The organism is Erwinia sp. AC075 (assembly GCF_979253995.1).
On sequence record NZ_CEEDEU010000001.1, the window covers coordinates 1,016,472 to 1,032,467 of the forward strand.

Annotated in this window: 15 protein-coding genes; 8 read left to right on the forward strand and 7 right to left on the reverse strand. The window is 53.0% G+C overall.

Features of this window, described 5'->3' with window-relative positions; all coding sequences use genetic code 11:
* Positions 1-13: 13 nt before the first annotated feature.
* Complete coding sequence (gene yeaG / locus AC0IXH_RS04775; RefSeq protein ID WP_013202443.1) at positions 14-1,948, reverse strand: protein kinase YeaG; 1,935 nt, start codon at positions 1,946-1,948, stop codon at positions 14-16.
* Positions 1,949-2,380: 432 nt separating this feature from the next.
* On the opposite strand from yeaG, the gene AC0IXH_RS04780 reads away from it, so the two are divergent.
* Positions 2,381-3,130, forward strand: a complete 750-nt coding sequence (locus tag AC0IXH_RS04780; protein WP_013202442.1) for a MipA/OmpV family protein — start codon at positions 2,381-2,383, stop codon at positions 3,128-3,130.
* Positions 3,131-3,211: 81 nt separating this feature from the next.
* A complete protein-coding gene (locus tag AC0IXH_RS04785; RefSeq protein WP_013202441.1) occupies positions 3,212-4,063 on the forward strand; it encodes an aldo/keto reductase in 852 nt (283 codons plus the stop codon).
* A 49-nt stretch (positions 4,064-4,112) separates the two neighbouring features.
* Here AC0IXH_RS04785 and AC0IXH_RS04790 read toward each other — a convergent pair whose 3' ends face one another.
* Both AC0IXH_RS04790 and gapA read right to left on the reverse strand, forming a co-directional pair.
* Positions 4,113-4,991, reverse strand: coding sequence for a D-hexose-6-phosphate mutarotase (locus AC0IXH_RS04790; protein WP_346567469.1), 879 nt, complete (start codon positions 4,989-4,991; stop codon positions 4,113-4,115).
* 67 nt (positions 4,992-5,058) lie between these two features.
* Positions 5,059-6,054: a glyceraldehyde-3-phosphate dehydrogenase gene (gene gapA, locus AC0IXH_RS04795; RefSeq protein WP_013202439.1), complete on the reverse strand. Its 996-nt coding sequence runs from the start codon at positions 6,052-6,054 to the stop codon at positions 5,059-5,061.
* A gap of 340 nt (positions 6,055-6,394) precedes the next feature.
* On the opposite strand from gapA, the gene msrB reads away from it, so the two are divergent.
* Positions 6,395-6,805, forward strand: a complete 411-nt coding sequence (msrB, locus tag AC0IXH_RS04800; protein ID WP_471720056.1) for a peptide-methionine (R)-S-oxide reductase MsrB — start codon at positions 6,395-6,397, stop codon at positions 6,803-6,805.
* A 5-nt stretch (positions 6,806-6,810) separates the two neighbouring features.
* Positions 6,811-7,089, forward strand: coding sequence for a YeaC family protein (locus AC0IXH_RS04805; protein WP_013202437.1), 279 nt, complete (start codon positions 6,811-6,813; stop codon positions 7,087-7,089).
* A gap of 79 nt (positions 7,090-7,168) precedes the next feature.
* Here the strand turns inward: AC0IXH_RS04805 and pncA are convergent, their stop codons facing one another.
* From pncA to sppA, 3 genes are all read right to left on the reverse strand, one after another.
* Positions 7,169-7,783: a bifunctional nicotinamidase/pyrazinamidase gene (gene pncA, locus AC0IXH_RS04810; protein ID WP_041692329.1), complete on the reverse strand. Its 615-nt coding sequence runs from the start codon at positions 7,781-7,783 to the stop codon at positions 7,169-7,171.
* A gap of 9 nt (positions 7,784-7,792) precedes the next feature.
* A complete protein-coding gene (ansA, locus tag AC0IXH_RS04815) occupies positions 7,793-8,812 on the reverse strand; it encodes an asparaginase (protein WP_013202435.1) in 1,020 nt (339 codons plus the stop codon).
* 85 nt (positions 8,813-8,897) lie between these two features.
* Positions 8,898-10,754 (reverse strand): signal peptide peptidase SppA, encoded by a 1,857-nt coding sequence (sppA, locus tag AC0IXH_RS04820; protein ID WP_471720057.1) that lies wholly within the window; start codon positions 10,752-10,754, stop codon positions 8,898-8,900.
* A 193-nt stretch (positions 10,755-10,947) separates the two neighbouring features.
* On the opposite strand from sppA, the gene AC0IXH_RS04825 reads away from it, so the two are divergent.
* The 4 genes from AC0IXH_RS04825 (at position 10,948) to AC0IXH_RS04840 (ending at position 14,983) form a co-directional block, all read left to right on the forward strand.
* Positions 10,948-11,499 carry an NAD(P)H nitroreductase gene (locus AC0IXH_RS04825; protein WP_013202433.1) on the forward strand — a complete coding sequence of 184 codons (552 nt, stop codon included), beginning with the start codon at positions 10,948-10,950 and terminating at the stop codon, positions 11,497-11,499.
* A 151-nt stretch (positions 11,500-11,650) separates the two neighbouring features.
* Positions 11,651-12,697: a selenide, water dikinase SelD gene (selD, locus tag AC0IXH_RS04830; RefSeq protein WP_346567462.1), complete on the forward strand. Its 1,047-nt coding sequence runs from the start codon at positions 11,651-11,653 to the stop codon at positions 12,695-12,697.
* 16 nt (positions 12,698-12,713) lie between these two features.
* The gene (locus AC0IXH_RS04835) at positions 12,714-14,627 is read left to right on the forward strand and encodes a DNA topoisomerase III (protein ID WP_013202431.1); all 1,914 of its coding nucleotides are present in this window, start codon (positions 12,714-12,716) and stop codon (positions 14,625-14,627) included.
* Positions 14,627-14,983, forward strand: a complete 357-nt coding sequence (locus AC0IXH_RS04840) for a YnjH family protein (protein ID WP_013202430.1) — start codon at positions 14,627-14,629, stop codon at positions 14,981-14,983. Before AC0IXH_RS04835 ends, AC0IXH_RS04840 begins: the two co-directional genes overlap by 1 nt.
* A 93-nt stretch (positions 14,984-15,076) precedes the next feature.
* Here the strand turns inward: AC0IXH_RS04840 and xthA are convergent, their stop codons facing one another.
* Entirely contained in the window at positions 15,077-15,895 is an 819-nt protein-coding gene (gene xthA, locus AC0IXH_RS04845) for an exodeoxyribonuclease III (protein ID WP_013202429.1), read from the reverse strand.
* Between the last annotated feature and the right edge of the window lie 101 nt (positions 15,896-15,996).

Genomic DNA, 15,996 nt, shown 5'->3' on the forward strand with positions numbered 1-15,996 from the left:
TCTCAGGCAACTATCAGGATGATTTTCTGACGCGCAGATACCATTCGCACAGCAGGCGAACCTGTTTGCGGGTGTACCCTTTTTCCATCATGCGATCAACGAAATCATCGTGCTTTTTCTGCTCATCCGTAGAGGTTTTAGCGTTAAAGGAAATGACCGGCAACAGCTCTTCGGTGTTAGAGAACATTTTCTTCTCAATCACCGTCCGCAGTTTCTCGTAACTGGTCCAGTTCGGGTTGCGGCCGCTGTTATGAGCGCGGGCACGCAGCACAAAGTTGACGATTTCATTACGGAAGTCTTTAGGATTACTGATCCCCGCAGGCTTCTCGATTTTTTCCAGTTCCGCATTCAGTGATTCACGGTCAAACAGCTGGCCGGTATCCGGATCGCGGTATTCCTGATCCTGGATCCAGAAATCTGCGTAGGTGACATAACGATCGAAAATGTTCTGCCCGTATTCAGAATAGGATTCCAGATAAGCCGTCTGGATCTCTTTGCCAATAAACTCAGCGTATTTCGGGATCAGATAGCCTTTCAGGTGCTCAAGAAGCTTCTCGGACTGCTCCTGTGGGAACTGCTCACGTTCAATCTGCTGTTCCAGAACATAGAACAGGTGTACCGGGTTTGCTGCGACCTCAGCATGATCGAAGTTGAACACCCGCGAGAGGATTTTAAAGGCAAAACGCGTCGACAGACCGTTCATGCCTTCGTCCACACCGGCGTAGTCGCGGTACTCCTGATAGGACTTGGCCTTCGGATCGGTATCCTTCAGGCTTTCGCCATCATACACCCGCATTTTAGAGTAGGTGCTGGAGTTTTCCGGCTCTTTCAAGCGTGAAAGAATCGAGAAGCGAGCCAGGGTTTCCAGGGTGCCCGGCGCGCAAGGCGCATGGGTCAGCTCACTGTGATCCAGCAGTTTGGTGTAGATCTTGATCTCTTCAGAGACCCGCAGGCAGTAAGGCACCTTGACGATATAAACACGGTCAAGGAACGCTTCGTTGTTTTTGTTATTACGGAAGGTGACCCACTCAGATTCGTTGGAGTGCGCCAGGATAATCCCGTTAAACGGCAGGGCGGAAATCCCCTCAGTCCCGTTATAGTTACCTTCCTGAGTCGCGGTCAGCAGTGGGTGCAGCACTTTGATCGGGGCTTTAAACATCTCCACGAATTCCATGATCCCCTGGTTCGCCCGGCACAGTGCACCAGAGTAGCCGTAGGCATCAGGATCGTTTTGCGCGTGGTTTTCGAGTTTACGGATATCTACTTTACCCACCAGCGCGGAAATGTCCTGATTGTTCTCATCACCAGGTTCAGTTTTGGCAATCGCCAACTGTTCAAGAATGGATGGCCAGACTTTCACCACCTTAAAGCGGGAAATATCACCGCCAAAATCGTTCAGGCGTTTTGCCGCCCAAGGCGACATGATGGTGCCAAGGTAACGACGAGGCACGCCATACTCTTTCTCAAGAATATTGGCATCCTCCTGCGGATTAAACAGGCACAGCGGATGGTCATTGACCGGGCTGCGCTCGCCATCGGCACTGAGGACATAAATAGGCACTCGCTGCATCAGCGATTTCAGTCGCTCTGCCAGAGAGGATTTACCGCCACCCACCGGACCCAGCAGATAGAGGATCTGTTTCTTCTCCTCTAAACCCTGAGCGGCATGTTTAAGATAGGAAACGATCTGTTCAATCGCTTCTTCCATACCGTAGAACTCTTCAAAAGCAGGGTAACGTGCAATGACACGGTTAGAGAACAGGCGGGAAAGGCGTGGCTCCTGAGCAGTATCAACCATTTGTGGCTCACCAATAGCCATTAACAGTCTTTCTGCCGCGTTTACGTATGCACTGCGATCCTGCCGACAAACGGTAAGAAATTCCTGCAGTGTGAACTCTTCGTCCTTGGCAGCTTCGTAACGCTGACGATAGTGATCGAATATATTCATAGCGATGCCCGTCCTTTCTTTTTTAGCACAGGTACCAGGAGCCGAATTGAAGTTAGCCCCTGAAGGAACTTATCAATGAGTACAGCAACCCTTATGCCAACCTGACGTTTTTTTATCGGGATACACAAAAATCAGGGTTACTTTGACCGGTAAAAATTAGCTTCTTTCAATAAAGCGTAGTTGGCATTTAAGAAATTTCCTGACCCCCAGGTTATTTTCAATGATATTTCAATAACAAAGTCAGAATCCGGGACAGCGATAACCTTGTCTGATGCGGGTTAGCCGAATTTTGTAAATAAGCCAAAACCCTCAATGAGCGTCCCACCCCCTAAAATTGATTCTACGTGCTACAGAACGTGTAAATTTTTAACCAAAGCCCGGTTGACTGATAAACTAGCCTCTTGATTGTTATATTTATGGAATGAATTAATTGTGAACTATTTCAAAGTTAGCGCGCTTGCTGTGCTTTTACCTTGCTCTTTTGCTGCCTTCACGGCAACGGCCAACCCGCTAACCCTTGGTGCCTCGGTGATTTACAGCCAGAGCCCGTATAAAGGAGGCGAGGGGCGTTACTACCCATTCCCTATTGTTAACTACGAAGGCGACAGCTTCTATGTCCGCAGCCTGACCGCCGGTTATTACCTGTGGAAGGACCAGCAGGATCAGCTTTCTCTGACGATCCTCGGTTCACCGCAAAACTTCGATCCCGATGACACCAAAGACAAGCGTCTGAAGGCGTTAGATAAACGCCATATGACCATGATGGGCGGTGTGACTTACCGTCATACGGCGGATTGGGGGATTGTGCGTACCGTGTTGGCTGGCGATCTGCTGGGCAACAGTGATGGCTTCATTTGGGATGCAACCTACCTTTATCGCTTCCAGTTTGGCGATCTGAGCCTGACGCCGGGCATTGGTGCGCTTTACAGCAGCGACAACCAGAATGACTACTATTATGGTGTGTCGAAGAGCGAATCACGTCGCAGCGGGCTGAGCAGCTATCAGGCTGATGGCAGCTGGAACCCGTATCTGGAACTGACGGCGGCCTACAGCATCAACCAGAGCTGGAACGCCACGCTGTCTGGACGCTATACCCGTTTAAGTTCTGAAGTGAAAGACAGTCCAATGGTGGACAATAATTCTCAGGTCACAATCTGGACCGGAGTCAGTTACACCTTCTGATCCGCTTTCATTGCACTAAATAAGGGCGCTTTGCGCCCTTTTGCACGATTGTGGCGATCAAAATCAGTGCAGGAGGTTCAAATGAGCAAATCCGTTATTTTTTCCGGTGATTCCCGTTTACCTGCCATCGGTCAGGGAACCTGGTACATGGGCGAAAACGCCAACCAACGCAAACAAGAGGTCGCTGCATTACAGGCCGGTCTCGAGTTGGGCCTGAAGCTTATCGACACGGCGGAAATGTATGCCGAAGGCGGTGCCGAGGCAGTGGTAGGTGAAGCTTTGCAAGGCCGTCGCGAAAGCGCCTGGTTAGTATCAAAGGTCTACCCGTGGAATGCCGGTGCTGTCGATGCGGTAGACGCCTGTGAAAGAAGCCTGCGGCGTTTAAAGACCGATTATCTGGATCTTTATCTGCTGCACTGGCGGGGAAATGTGCCGCTGGAGGAAACCATCCTTGCAATGCAGTCGCTGCAACGTCAGGGAAAAATTTTACGTTGGGGAGTGTCTAATTTTGACAGCGACGATTTGTGCGAGTTGTTGTCAGAGGAGGGCGGCACGGACTGTGCGGCAAATCAGGTCCTGTATCACCTCGCATCTCGCGGGATTGAATACGATCTTATTCCAGACTGTCAGCAGCAGCAGATACCCATAATGGCCTATTGCCCGTTGGCTCAGGCAGGAAAACTACGCCATGCACTGCTCACGCACCCGGTGCTTACGGCAATTGCACAACAAAAGGGCATCAGCGTGGCTCAGGTATTGTTGGCTTGGGCGATCCGTAAAGAAGGGATAGTTGCTATTCCTAAAGCCAGTTCGATAGCGCATGTCGCTGAAAATGCCGCTGCGCTAGAGGTGACGTTAAGCAATGAAGAGTTGGGGATGATCAATCAGGCTTTCCCACCACCGACAGAAAAAATGCCGTTAGACGTGGTTTAACACGCCAGGGGAAGAGTGATTTCCCCTGGGTGTATATCTGCGTGACTTATCAACTACCTTTTCGTACCCGAATCGTCGCGGCAAGGCGTGAAGGGGATTCACCAGCGCTGACCATCGGCTGAGAAATATGGGCCGTCTCGACACAAACCATCGTTTTGTAACCTTCGTTAGCCATATCCCCCATACTGCAGGAGAGTTCCGGACCCGGATTCCAGGTGACAACGTCACTTTGATGGTGGTGATAAACTTCAATTATTCGCTTACCGATTTTGTCGTTGATAACGCTACAATCTTCCGGTTGCGTATGAATACGGTCAACACGATCGGGATAGGTTTGTTTGCCGTCCGGTGAGCTGCCGACGCTGCCGTTAGCCACTTTATCGATAAAGCTGTTACCTAAGCCAGTCACTTCCACACCGTCAATATCGGCTACGCAGAAATAGCTGTGCAGGGCAGCAGTCGCCTCGAAATCACCGTGTGCTTCCAGTTCAATCTCACAACGGTCAGCAAAGCGGAAACGGGCAAACAGCGTGAAGTCATGCGGCCACAACTTTTTCGTCTGCTCATTACTTTCCAGCACCAGCGTCAGCATCACGCTGTCGTCGTTTTCATCATGCGCCGACAACGTCCAGGGAAGCGTTCGGGCAAAACCGTGCGCCGGTTCACCTGCCGGACCAAACCATGGCCAGCAGATCGGCACGCCACCACGAATCGCTTTGCCGGCCGTCCAGGCGGTTTTCTCGCTCAGCCAAATCACCGGCTTTTCGTCAGCGGGCTGCCAGGCTATCAGCTGGGCACCCTGTAGGGTGACGGCGGCACGAACTTTAGGATGTGCGATCACCACAACGGGCAGGTCGCCAATTTTTCGCTGGGAAATATAGGGCGTTATCTGGGTAATAACCGGAAGCGAAAAGATTTTTTCGTTCATCTGTTTTCCTTAGCGTCAGCCAAAAAAAAGGGCGACCGTAGTCGCCCTCATCATCAGTTCACGTCGCTTATTTAGCGATGTGAGCAACCAGGTCCAGGACCTTGTTGGAGTAACCAGTTTCGTTATCGTACCAGGAAACCAGTTTGACGAAAGTGTCGCTCAGTGCGATACCGGCTTTCGCATCGAAGATAGAAGTCAGCGTTTCACCGTTGAAATCGGTAGAAACCACTTCGTCTTCGGTGTAGCCCAGAACGCCTTTCATTTCGCCTTCAGCGGCGGCTTTGATTGCTGCACAAATTTCTTTGTAAGAAGCAGGCTTAGCCAGACGTGCAGTCAGGTCAACAACGGAAACGTTAGGGGTAGGAACGCGGAACGCCATACCCGTCAGTTTGCCGTTCAGCTCAGGGATCACTTTACCTACTGCTTTAGCAGCACCGGTAGATGAAGGGATGATGTTCTGAGATGCGCCGCGGCCGCCGCGCCAGTCTTTGTGAGACGGGCCATCAACGGTTTTCTGAGTTGCGGTAGTTGCGTGAACAGTGGTCATCAGTGCTTCAACGATGCCGAACTTGTCGTTGATAACTTTAGCCAGTGGTGCCAGGCAGTTAGTGGTGCAAGATGCGTTAGAAACGATATCCTGGCCAGCGTAAGATTTGTGGTTTACGCCCATCACGAACATTGGGGTGTCATCTTTCGATGGACCAGTCAGCACGACTTTTTTGGCGCCAGCTTCAATGTGTTTACGCGCGGTTTCGTCGGTCAGGAAGATACCTGTTGCTTCAGCAACAACATCAACACCGATTTCGCCCCACTTCAGGTTAGCTGGATCACGTTCAGCGGTAACACGGATGGTTTTGCCGTTAACAACCAGATGGCCGTCTTTAACTTCTACCGTGCCGTCGAAACGACCGTGAGTAGAGTCATACTTCAGCATGTAAGCCATGTACTCTGCGTCCAGCAGATCGTTGATTGCAACGATTTCTACATCAGAACGCTGCTGAGCAGCACGGAAAACGATGCGACCGATACGGCCAAAACCGTTGATACCTACTTTGATAGTCATATATTCCACCAGCTGTTGTTAGTGAATAAAAGGTTGGCTGTAAAATTACAAAAACCTTACCAGGCGTCAAGCGGAATCGCTTCAATAGTTGCGACAAATCAAACCTTCACACAGGAATATTCGTCAAAAAGCACATTCCGTGACCACCACTAAACCTTGATGTTGGGTCGTCTTGCCCGAATATAAAGGGGTGATGAATTCAAAGGGTGATCTGAATCACATTTTCGTCTTCGAATCACTTTCAGACTCCGCCTGAGACGAAAAAAAGCCCTGACGTTGTTAAGTATTTGTTAGAATACTAGCCGATATTTTCAGTTTCACACTGCCAGAGACCCCTAAAATGGCTAATGACCCGAACGAATTTACCCCAGAGACCGACCTGAACGAGATGCAGCGCTATGTGACGCAGCAGCGTGGCACCGAGCCGCCTTTCTCAGGCAAGCTGTTACACAACAAAGGCGAGGGGATTTATCACTGCCTTGTGTGTAATTCACCGCTGTTCCTGTCGGAATCCAAATATGATTCTGGCTGCGGCTGGCCGAGTTTTTACCAGCCTTATCATGATGATTCTATTAAGTATATTGAAGATGAATCTCATGGTATGCAGCGCATTGAAATCCGCTGTGGCAACTGTGATGCCCATCTGGGACATGTGTTCCCGGACGGCCCACAGCCAACTGGCGAGCGCTATTGCGTGAACTCCGCGTCGTTAAGCTTCTCCGACGACGATGGTAATAACATTAAGGGATAACGGCGATGGAACTTGATGAGATGATCGGCACGCTGACCCCGGAAGTCTATCAACGGCTGGTGACCGCGGTTGAGACCGGGAAATGGGCCGATGGCGTCGCGCTTACGCCAGAGCAAAAAGAGAACAGCCTGCAGTTAGTTATGCTCTGGCAAGCTCGCCATAACGACAATCCGCAACATATGAGTGTGGGTAAGGGTGGCGAGATGGTGATGAAAAGTAAAAAACAGCTCAAAGAAGAGTTTGGCATCACCGATGATCACGTGACTCGCATCAAGCTCCAGTAATTATTCCTGCAGGAATAATCTGCGACGAAGGGGCTCATTGTGGCCCCTTAAATGCCACTGACGACGTTTGAGGGGATCTTTAAAGAACGATCGCCCCTTTGGTCGCCATTTCTTCCAGAGCGCGTTCAGCGTCGCCTGCGGCCAGATTTACTCCCCGACAGCCGGCAGAGAGCACCGTGACGGTATAGCCCAGCGCGAGCGCGTCCAACACGCTGTACTTCACGCAATAATCCGTCGCCAGCCCCATCACGGTCAATGCGGTAATCCCCTGCGCTTTTAATACGCTATCCAGACGCGTTTTCTTGCGCCGGCCGTTATCAAAAAAACCACTGTAACTGTCTATCAGGGGATCGTCACCCTTGTAGACACGCTCAGTGATATAGCGTTGCTCCAGCGCTGGATGTAGCTCCGCACCATAGCTGTGCTGGATACAATGATCGGGCCACCAGACCTGCGGCAATCCCGCCAGTTCGCCTTCGGTCCAGGGTTGGTGTCCTGCGTTCGACGCAAAGCTGCCGTGACTGGCGGGGTGCCAGTCAATCGTGGCTACCACAGGCTGCTGTCGCTGGCTGAACTCTGCCGCATACAGGTTGGCAATCGCGAGGGTGTCATCACCATCCTTCACCGCCAGCGCGCCACCGCTGCAGAAGTCATTCTGTAAATCAATCAGAAGCAGAGCCTGCCGGGTAGCCATCATTTTTTATCACTTCTCGTCAGGAGTCAGTTCACCGCGCAGATTGAGCTGCATCAGTCGCCGCACCTCATCACTGGAGAGGTTCTGGCTGAGCAGGAAGTGCAGCTTGGTCAGCGTCGCTTCCACCGTTAAATCATAGCCACTGATCACACCCGCCAGCGCCAGCGCATTGCCTGTGGCGTAACCGCCCATATTCACTTTACCGGACATACACTGCGTCAGGTTTACCACCACAATGCCCCGCGCGGAAGCTTCTTTCAGCTCTTTCAGGAAAGCCGGGTTCTGTGGGGCATTGCCGACGCCATAAGAGCGCAGGATCAGCGCCTTCACCGGTTGTAGCAGGAAGTTGCTGACCACGTCCGAGGAAATACCTGGATAGATGGTGACTACACCAATCGGCTGAGGGGTAATCGGATGAACGATTAATTCGCCATCTCCGGTAGGTGCGGGTGGCGTGTTAAGGCGACGAATATGAATACCGGCTTCCAGCAAGGGAGCCAGATTCGGTGAAGCAAAGGCGTTGAATCCATCGGCATGTGCTTTGGTGGTGCGGTTTCCGCGGTACAAGGTGTTGTTGAAGAACAACGCCACTTCATTAATTGGATAATTAGCGGCGACGAAAAGGGCGTTTAGCAGGTTTTGCTGCCCATCCGAACGCAACTGTTCGAGCGGAATTTGTGACCCTGTCACGATTACCGGCTTGGCAAGATTCTCCAGCATAAATGACAGTGCCGAAGCAGTGAACGCCATGGTGTCGGTGCCATGCAGGATCACAAAGCCGTCGTATTGATCGTAATTTTTACGAATATCATCCGCAATCGATTGCCAGTCCAGCGGCGTCATGTCTGATGAATCAATCAGCGGCTGGTATTCATGAATGGTGAAGTCGGGCATTTCGGCGCGATGGAACTCTGGCATATTGGCCAGCTGTTGCTGCAAATGTCCGGAAACAGGGATGAAGCCCTGATCGGAACGCTGCATGCCAATGGTTCCGCCGGTATAGGCGACGTAAATAGATTTCTTTTGCATGAATTCACTCAGGCTTGCCGAAAAGGCGAAGTATAAGGGGAAAGAAGAGGAAAAGCAGCCCGACCAGATGGCCGGGCTGGCTGTTTTATTTCACCTGCGCGCAGGTCAGGCACATCGCATAGCGGTTTTGCGGATCGTTCAGGTTATCAAACAGACCCGGCTGATTTCTCATTGACGCCATTACGTCGACCATCGGTGCCGGCATCCAGGCCTTAAGGGTTTCAGGCAGTGCGGCACGCACAGATACGTCCATCTGGCTGAACAGCAGATCCATAAAGTTTGGATCGTCCTGATACCAGCTCAGTTTGGCGTCCTTCAGTTTTGCCAGCTCGGCGGCTTTGGCGACGGCATCGTCGAAATCACCCATCGCATCCACCAGACCGTTAGCCTTGGCATCCGTACCCGTCCAGACGTGGCCCTGAGCAATCTGATCGATCTGCTCTGGCGTCTTGTTACGAGAATGAGCGACCAGACCGAGGAAGTTCTTATAGCCGTTCTCGATGCTCATCTGCATCATCTGCTGCACTTCCGGCGGTAATGCCTTAGTGGTAGAGATATCAGCCAGAGGCGAGGTGGACACGCCATCGGTATGCACGCCAATTGAATCCAGCGTGTTCTCAACGGTGTTAATCACGCCGAAGATGCCGATAGAGCCGGTCAAGGTGCTTGGGCTGGCGATGATGTAGTTAGCTGGCGTGGAAATCCAGTAACCACCCGATGCCGCCATGCCACCCATGGAAACCACCACCGGTTTCCCGGCTTCTTTCGCTGCTGCCAGCTCTTCACGGATCGTTTCGGAGGCCGTCACGCTGCCGCCTGGGCTGTTGACGCGGAAGACAATCGCTTTGATTTTAGGATCAAGGCGGGCTTCACGGATCTCCATGGCCGTCGTGTCGCCACCGACGCTACCCGCGGTTTCGTCACCATCCATGATGGCGCCGCTGGCCATGATCACCGCGATATTGCCGTCTGTTGAGCCGTTATCCTTCACCTGGTAATCGTAAATGCTGGTGCCTTTGTAATCCTTAGCCTGCTTATCCCAGCCGAAGACTTTGGTCAGCTGTTGATCGACCAGCGAGCGGGAAGCCAGTTCATCAACCAGTTTGCTGTCTTTGGCATACACCGCAGTATCGCCGCCGACTTTTTGCAGTCCATCCAGCACGCCCTGCGCGCCAGGGAACAGCTGTTCCGGCGTAATCTGGCGGTTAGCCGAAACGGTATTGAGGTAGTTCTGCCACAGCTCACCAATCCAGCGGCTGTCTGCATCACGGGCAGCAGGGGACATATCGTCACGCAGGAAAGGTTCAACTGCGGATTTATAGGTACCGACACGGAAGACATGTGAGCTGACTTTCAGCTTATCCAGCAGCGATTTGTAGTACAGGCCGTTAGTGGCAAAGCCGTGAAGGTCAACGGTTCCCTGCGGAGAAAGGTAGATTTTGTTGGCGAAGCTGGCGAGATAATATTGCGCCTGGCTGTAGCTGTCGCCGGTGGCATAAATCTGCTTGCCGCTGTCACGGAATTCGCGCAGCGCTTTGCCGATGTACTGCAGGGAAGGCTGATCGGCCCCGGCGAAGTCACGCAGATCTAAGACCATACCGGTGATATTGGCGTCACCTTTGGCCTGACGGATGGCATCGACAACGTCAAACAGCGAGTTCTCTTTCAGCTTGTCGCTGCTGGAGCCCAGTAACTGACGGCCGATCTTACTGAGCTTATTGCTGACGGAAGGCTTATCAACCACCACGCCACTCAGATCAACAATCAGCGCACCTTTTTGCGGTTCCGCAGGGGTTGAAGAGCTGCTGAACTGGAAATAGATGCCCGCGCAGATCAGGATCAGCACCACTAAAAACAGGTTGAGAATAAATTCCCGGACGAAATTCAGTAATCGCCAGGTCCATTTAAAAAATCCAGCGATAAATCGCCACAAAGTGCGCATATTATCTCCATAATCGCGATAAAAAAGCCCGGAAAAGGGGCGATGCCAGCGGGCTGAGCGGCCCAAACCGGGTGGGAATGCTGACATCCTAAATAGCAGGGGCCAAATTGTCAGCAGGAAAAAGCGGAATGCTGTAACAAATCATCATCCTGTGCTAGTTTCAGCTAAATGAAACTCATTATCAGGAGGAATTATGGACGCTCTGGATTTATTGGTTAACCGCCGTTCCGCGTCACGTTTAAGCGAGCCGGCACCCGCCGGAGAGGCCCTTGAGAACATCATGCGAGCCGGCATGCGCGCACCAGACCACGGCACGATGCAGCCATGGCGTTTTATCGTCATCGAGAATGAAGGCCGTGAGCGTTTCAGCGCATTACTGGAAAATGCTGCGCGTGAAGATCGCATGGAAGAGAAGGCGATTGAAAAAGCGAAGCAGTCGCCTTTCCGTGCACCGATGATCATCACCGTGGTGGCACATTGTGAAGAGAACGCTAAGGTTCCGCATTGGGAACAGGTTGTCTCAGCAGGCTGTGCGGTGATGGCCATGCAGATGGCGGCTCTTGCTCAGGGCTTCAACGGCATCTGGCGCAGCGGTGCCTGGACTGAGCATCAGGATGTGCGTCAGGCATTCGACTGTCGCGAGCAGGATGTGATTGTCGGTTTCCTCTACCTTGGCACGCCGCAGCTAAAATCTTCCACCACGGTTATTCCTCCCGATACGGCGCCATTTATCCGTTATTTCTGAGTGACAACGCTCTTCTGAACGGTCAGGGTGAACGCCAGCCCTGATTTTTGTCGGGATAATGAGCGAACGGTCGCGGAAAAATACCCTGAGACTTACTCCCGCCAGACGAAAGCGCTACCATATTGCCGGTAAACCAGGAGGGAGGTTGCCCATGAGTGAGAACGCGATACGCCTGACGCAGTACAGCCACGGTGCTGGCTGCGGCTGTAAGATTTCACCCAGCGTGCTGGAGACCATACTGCACAGCGATCATCCACTACGCAGCGATCCCAATCTGCTGGTGGGCAACGAAACGCGGGATGACGCGGCGGTCTACGATCTGGGGAACGGCACGGCGGTGGTCAGCACCACCGACTTCTTTATGCCAATCGTCGACGATCCGTTCGATTTTGGCCGTATCGCCGCGACCAATGCCATCAGTGATATCTACGCGATGGGCGGTAAGCCAATCATGGCAATTGCGATCCTTGGCTGGCCGCTGGACAAGCTGGCGCCTGAAATTGCCCGAAAAGTGATTGAAGGGGGTCGCAGCGTCTGCGCCGGGGCGGGGATTTCACTGGCGGGCGGTCATTCCATTGACGCACCCGAGCCGATTTTTGGTCTTGCCGTCACCGGCGTGATCGCACCTGATAAAGTGAAAAAGAACAGCTCTGCGCAGGCCGGCTGTAAACTCTTCCTCACGAAACCGCTGGGGATTGGCGTGCTGACCACCGCGGAAAAACGCGCAAAACTCAAGCCTGAACATCAGGGGCTGGCAACGGAAGTGATGTGCCAGCTGAACAGCGCGGGCGCGGTTTTCGCCGACATCGACGGGGTGACCGCGATGACTGACGTGACCGGCTTTGGCCTGATGGGCCACCTCAGCGAAATCTGCACCGGCTCCAACCTGCATGCCAATGTCTGGTTTGATCGGGTGCCAAGACTGGCTGGCGTCGACGAATACATTGCGCAAGGCTGCGTGCCGGGCGGCACGGATCGTAATTTTGCCAGCTACGGCCATTTACTGGGCGCAATGCGTGACGAACAGCGTAAACTGCTATGCGATCCCCAAACCTCAGGTGGCCTGCTGTTAGCGGTCAGACCTGAAGCGGAAGCGGTAGTTATCGAAAGCGCCGGGGCAATGGGGATCACCCTCACGGCTATCGGGGAACTGCTGCCGGCTAGTGCCGGACGTGCGTTAATTGAATTAGTTTCCTGAAGGAAGTCACTGCCGGATGCGTTTGTTTATTGCCGAAAAACCCAGTCTTGCCCGCGCTATCGCGGATGTCCTCCCTAAACCTCATCGCCGGGGCGACGGTTTTATTGCCTGCGGCCAGGACCAGATGGTCACCTGGTGCGTCGGTCACCTGTTGGAGCAGGCGCAACCAGACAGTTACAACAGCCGTTTTGCGCGTTGGTCACTGGCCGATCTGCCCATCGTGCCGGAAAAATGGCAGCTAAAACCGCGTCCCTCAGTGGCAAAACAGCTGAACGTCATTAAAGGCTTGCTGGAGCAGGCGACGGAAGTGGTTCACGCAGGTGACCCGGACCGTGAAGGTCAGCTACTGGTGGACGAGGTGCTGGACTATCTGTCTCTGCCGCCGGAAAAGCGCGCCAATGTTCAGCGCTGCCTGATTAACGATCTCAATCCCTCCGCCGTGGAGCGAGCCGTCAGCCGCTTGCGCGAGAATAAAGAATTTATCCCGCTGTGTGTTTCCGCCCTGGCGAGAGCACGGGCCGACTGGCTATACGGCATCAACATGACGCGCGCCTATACTTTGCTGGGCCGTAACGCCGGCTATGATGGCCTGCTGTCCGTGGGACGTGTCCAGACGCCCGTTCTGGGGCTGGTGGTTCGCCGTGATGAGGAGATCGAAAACTTCATCGCCAAAGACTTCTTTGAAGTCAAAGCCCATATCGTCACACCGAAAGATGAACGCTTTGTTGCCTTATGGCAGCCCAGCGATTCTTGTGAACCCTATCAGGATGAAGAAGGGCGTTTGCTGCACCGTCCGCTGGCGGATCATGTGCTGGCGCGGATTGGTGGTCAACCGGCCAATGTCACCAGCTATAACGATAAAAGAGAGAATGACACCGCACCCTTGCCGTTCTCCCTTTCCAGCCTGCAGATTGAAGCCGGGAAACGCTTTGGCATGAGCGCACAAACGGTGCTGGATACCTGCCAGAAGCTGTATGAAACCCACAAGCTGATCACCTATCCACGTTCCGACAGTCGCTATCTGCCCGATGAGCACTTTGCCGGACGCCATGCGGTACTCAACGCCATCAATGCCCATCAACCCGATCTGACGCCGCCCGCGGATTTTGACAGCGATCGCCGTAATCGCTGCTGGGATGACAAAAAGGTCGATGCTCACCACGCTATCGTCCCGACAGCCAGAAGTTCTCAGGTCAGGCTGACCGAGAACGAAAGCACGATTTATCGTCTGATTGCCACGCAATACCTGATGCAGTTCTGCCCTGATGCCGTGTACCGCAAATGCGTGATCGAGCTGGATATTGCCGGCGGGAAATTTGTCGCCAAGGCTCGCTTCCTGGCGGAGGCCGGCTGGCGATCGCTGTTGGGCAGTAAAGAACGCGATGAGGAAAATGACGGCACGCCGCTGCCGGTGGTTGCCAAAGGTGACGAGCTGTTATGTGAACGGGGAGAAGTGGTAGAGAAGCAGACTCAGCCGCCGCGACCGTTCACCGATGCGACCTTATTATCTGCGATGACCGGCATTGCGCGATTTGTTCAGGATAAAGATCTAAAGAAAGTGCTGCGTGCGACCGATGGTTTAGGGACAGAAGCTACGCGCGCCGGGATTATTGAATTGTTGTTCAAGCGCGCCTTTTTGTTTAAAAAAGGGCGCTATATTCACTCCAGTCCCGCCGGGCGGGCGCTGATCCACTCGCTGCCAGAAATGGCGGCGCGTCCCGACATGACCGCCCATTGGGAATCCACGCTGACCAAAATCAGTGAAAAGCAGTGCCGCTACCAGGACTTTATGTTGCCGCTGGTTGAGACGCTGCATAATCTGATTTATCAGGCACGGCAGCAACCTGCTGCGCATGCCTTCCGTGGACTTCCGGCGGCTGAACCGAAAAAGCCGCGCCGTAAGGCGACTAAAGCGAAGGAAACTGAGTGATGAAATTATCAGGCGCATTAATGCTGGCCGGGATGTTGCTGGTGAGCCCGTTGTATGCCGCCGGTGAGGGCTGGAATCTCGGCACTGGCCACGGCAATAACGGCGGTAATCATAGCGGTAACAATCAGGGAAATAACAGCAACAGCCCGAATGCGGATGTGGTGGTGGATATGCCGCCGGAAGTCTGGACGCAAGGGCAGAACAACAATCAGCCGCCGTGCAATACCTGCTGCACCTACGAAAATCGGAGCTATACCGAAGGATCGGTGGTGAAGATGGAAGGGGTGTTATTACAGTGTTCGCGGGATGAAAAATCTTACGGGACTAATAATCTGATCTGGAAAACCATCAAGTAATCCACCGTTAAGCATTCTGAGATAGTAACCACAGAAGCCCGTGCCTCTGTGGTTATTTTTCACGATGACCTGACGGTCTGAACCAGGCGAAACTTACTTCGCCTCATCCAGGTTGAACTGTGCCCAGATTGGCGCATGGTCTGAAGGCTTTTCCATACTGCGAATATCATAGTCGATGCCGGTTGCCACACAGCGGGCAGCCAGAGGCTGACTGGCCAGCACCAGATCGATACGCAGTCCACGGTTATCATCAAACCCTTTTGAGCGGTAATCAAACCACGAGAAGCGATCGTTAGCTTCCGCATTCTCTGCGCGCCAGGTATCCACCAGTCCCCAACCCATCAGACGGTCCATCCACTCACGCTCTTCTGGCAGGAATGAACATTTGCCGGTGCGCAGCCAGCGCTTGCGGTTATCTTCACCAATACCGATATCCAGGTCAGTGGCACTGATGTTCATGTCGCCCATAATCACCACCGGATTTGTCGGTTTCTGATCGTTTTCCAGGTAGCTCTGCAGATCGCGGTAGAACTTCTCTTTTGCCGGGAATTTAGTCGGGTGGTCGCGGCTTTCGCCCTGTGGGAAGTAGCCGTTAAGCACGGTCAGGGTACCCACAGGCGTGGCAATGTCGGCCATAATCATCCGGCGCTGAGATTCCTCATCATCGCCGGCAAAACCGCGACGTACGGCAAGAGGCTCGTCTTTGGTTAACAGGGCAACGCCATAGTGACCTTTCTGGCCATGATAGAAGACGTGATAACCCAGCTTTGACACTTCTTCCAACGGGAACATATCGTCATGCACTTTGGTTTCTTGCAGGCCAATCACGTCTGGCTGGTGCTGCTCAATGATGGCGGCAAGCTGATGCGGACGGGCGCGCAGCCCATTGATATTAAAAGAAACAAATTTCATTGTGCTGACCAGATATCGAAGGAAACAGGGTTGGGATGGTAGCAAAAAAAGCGGGAGTTAAAAACCTATTTAGTGGAGGGAGTCGGTAGGGTAAAGGGAAG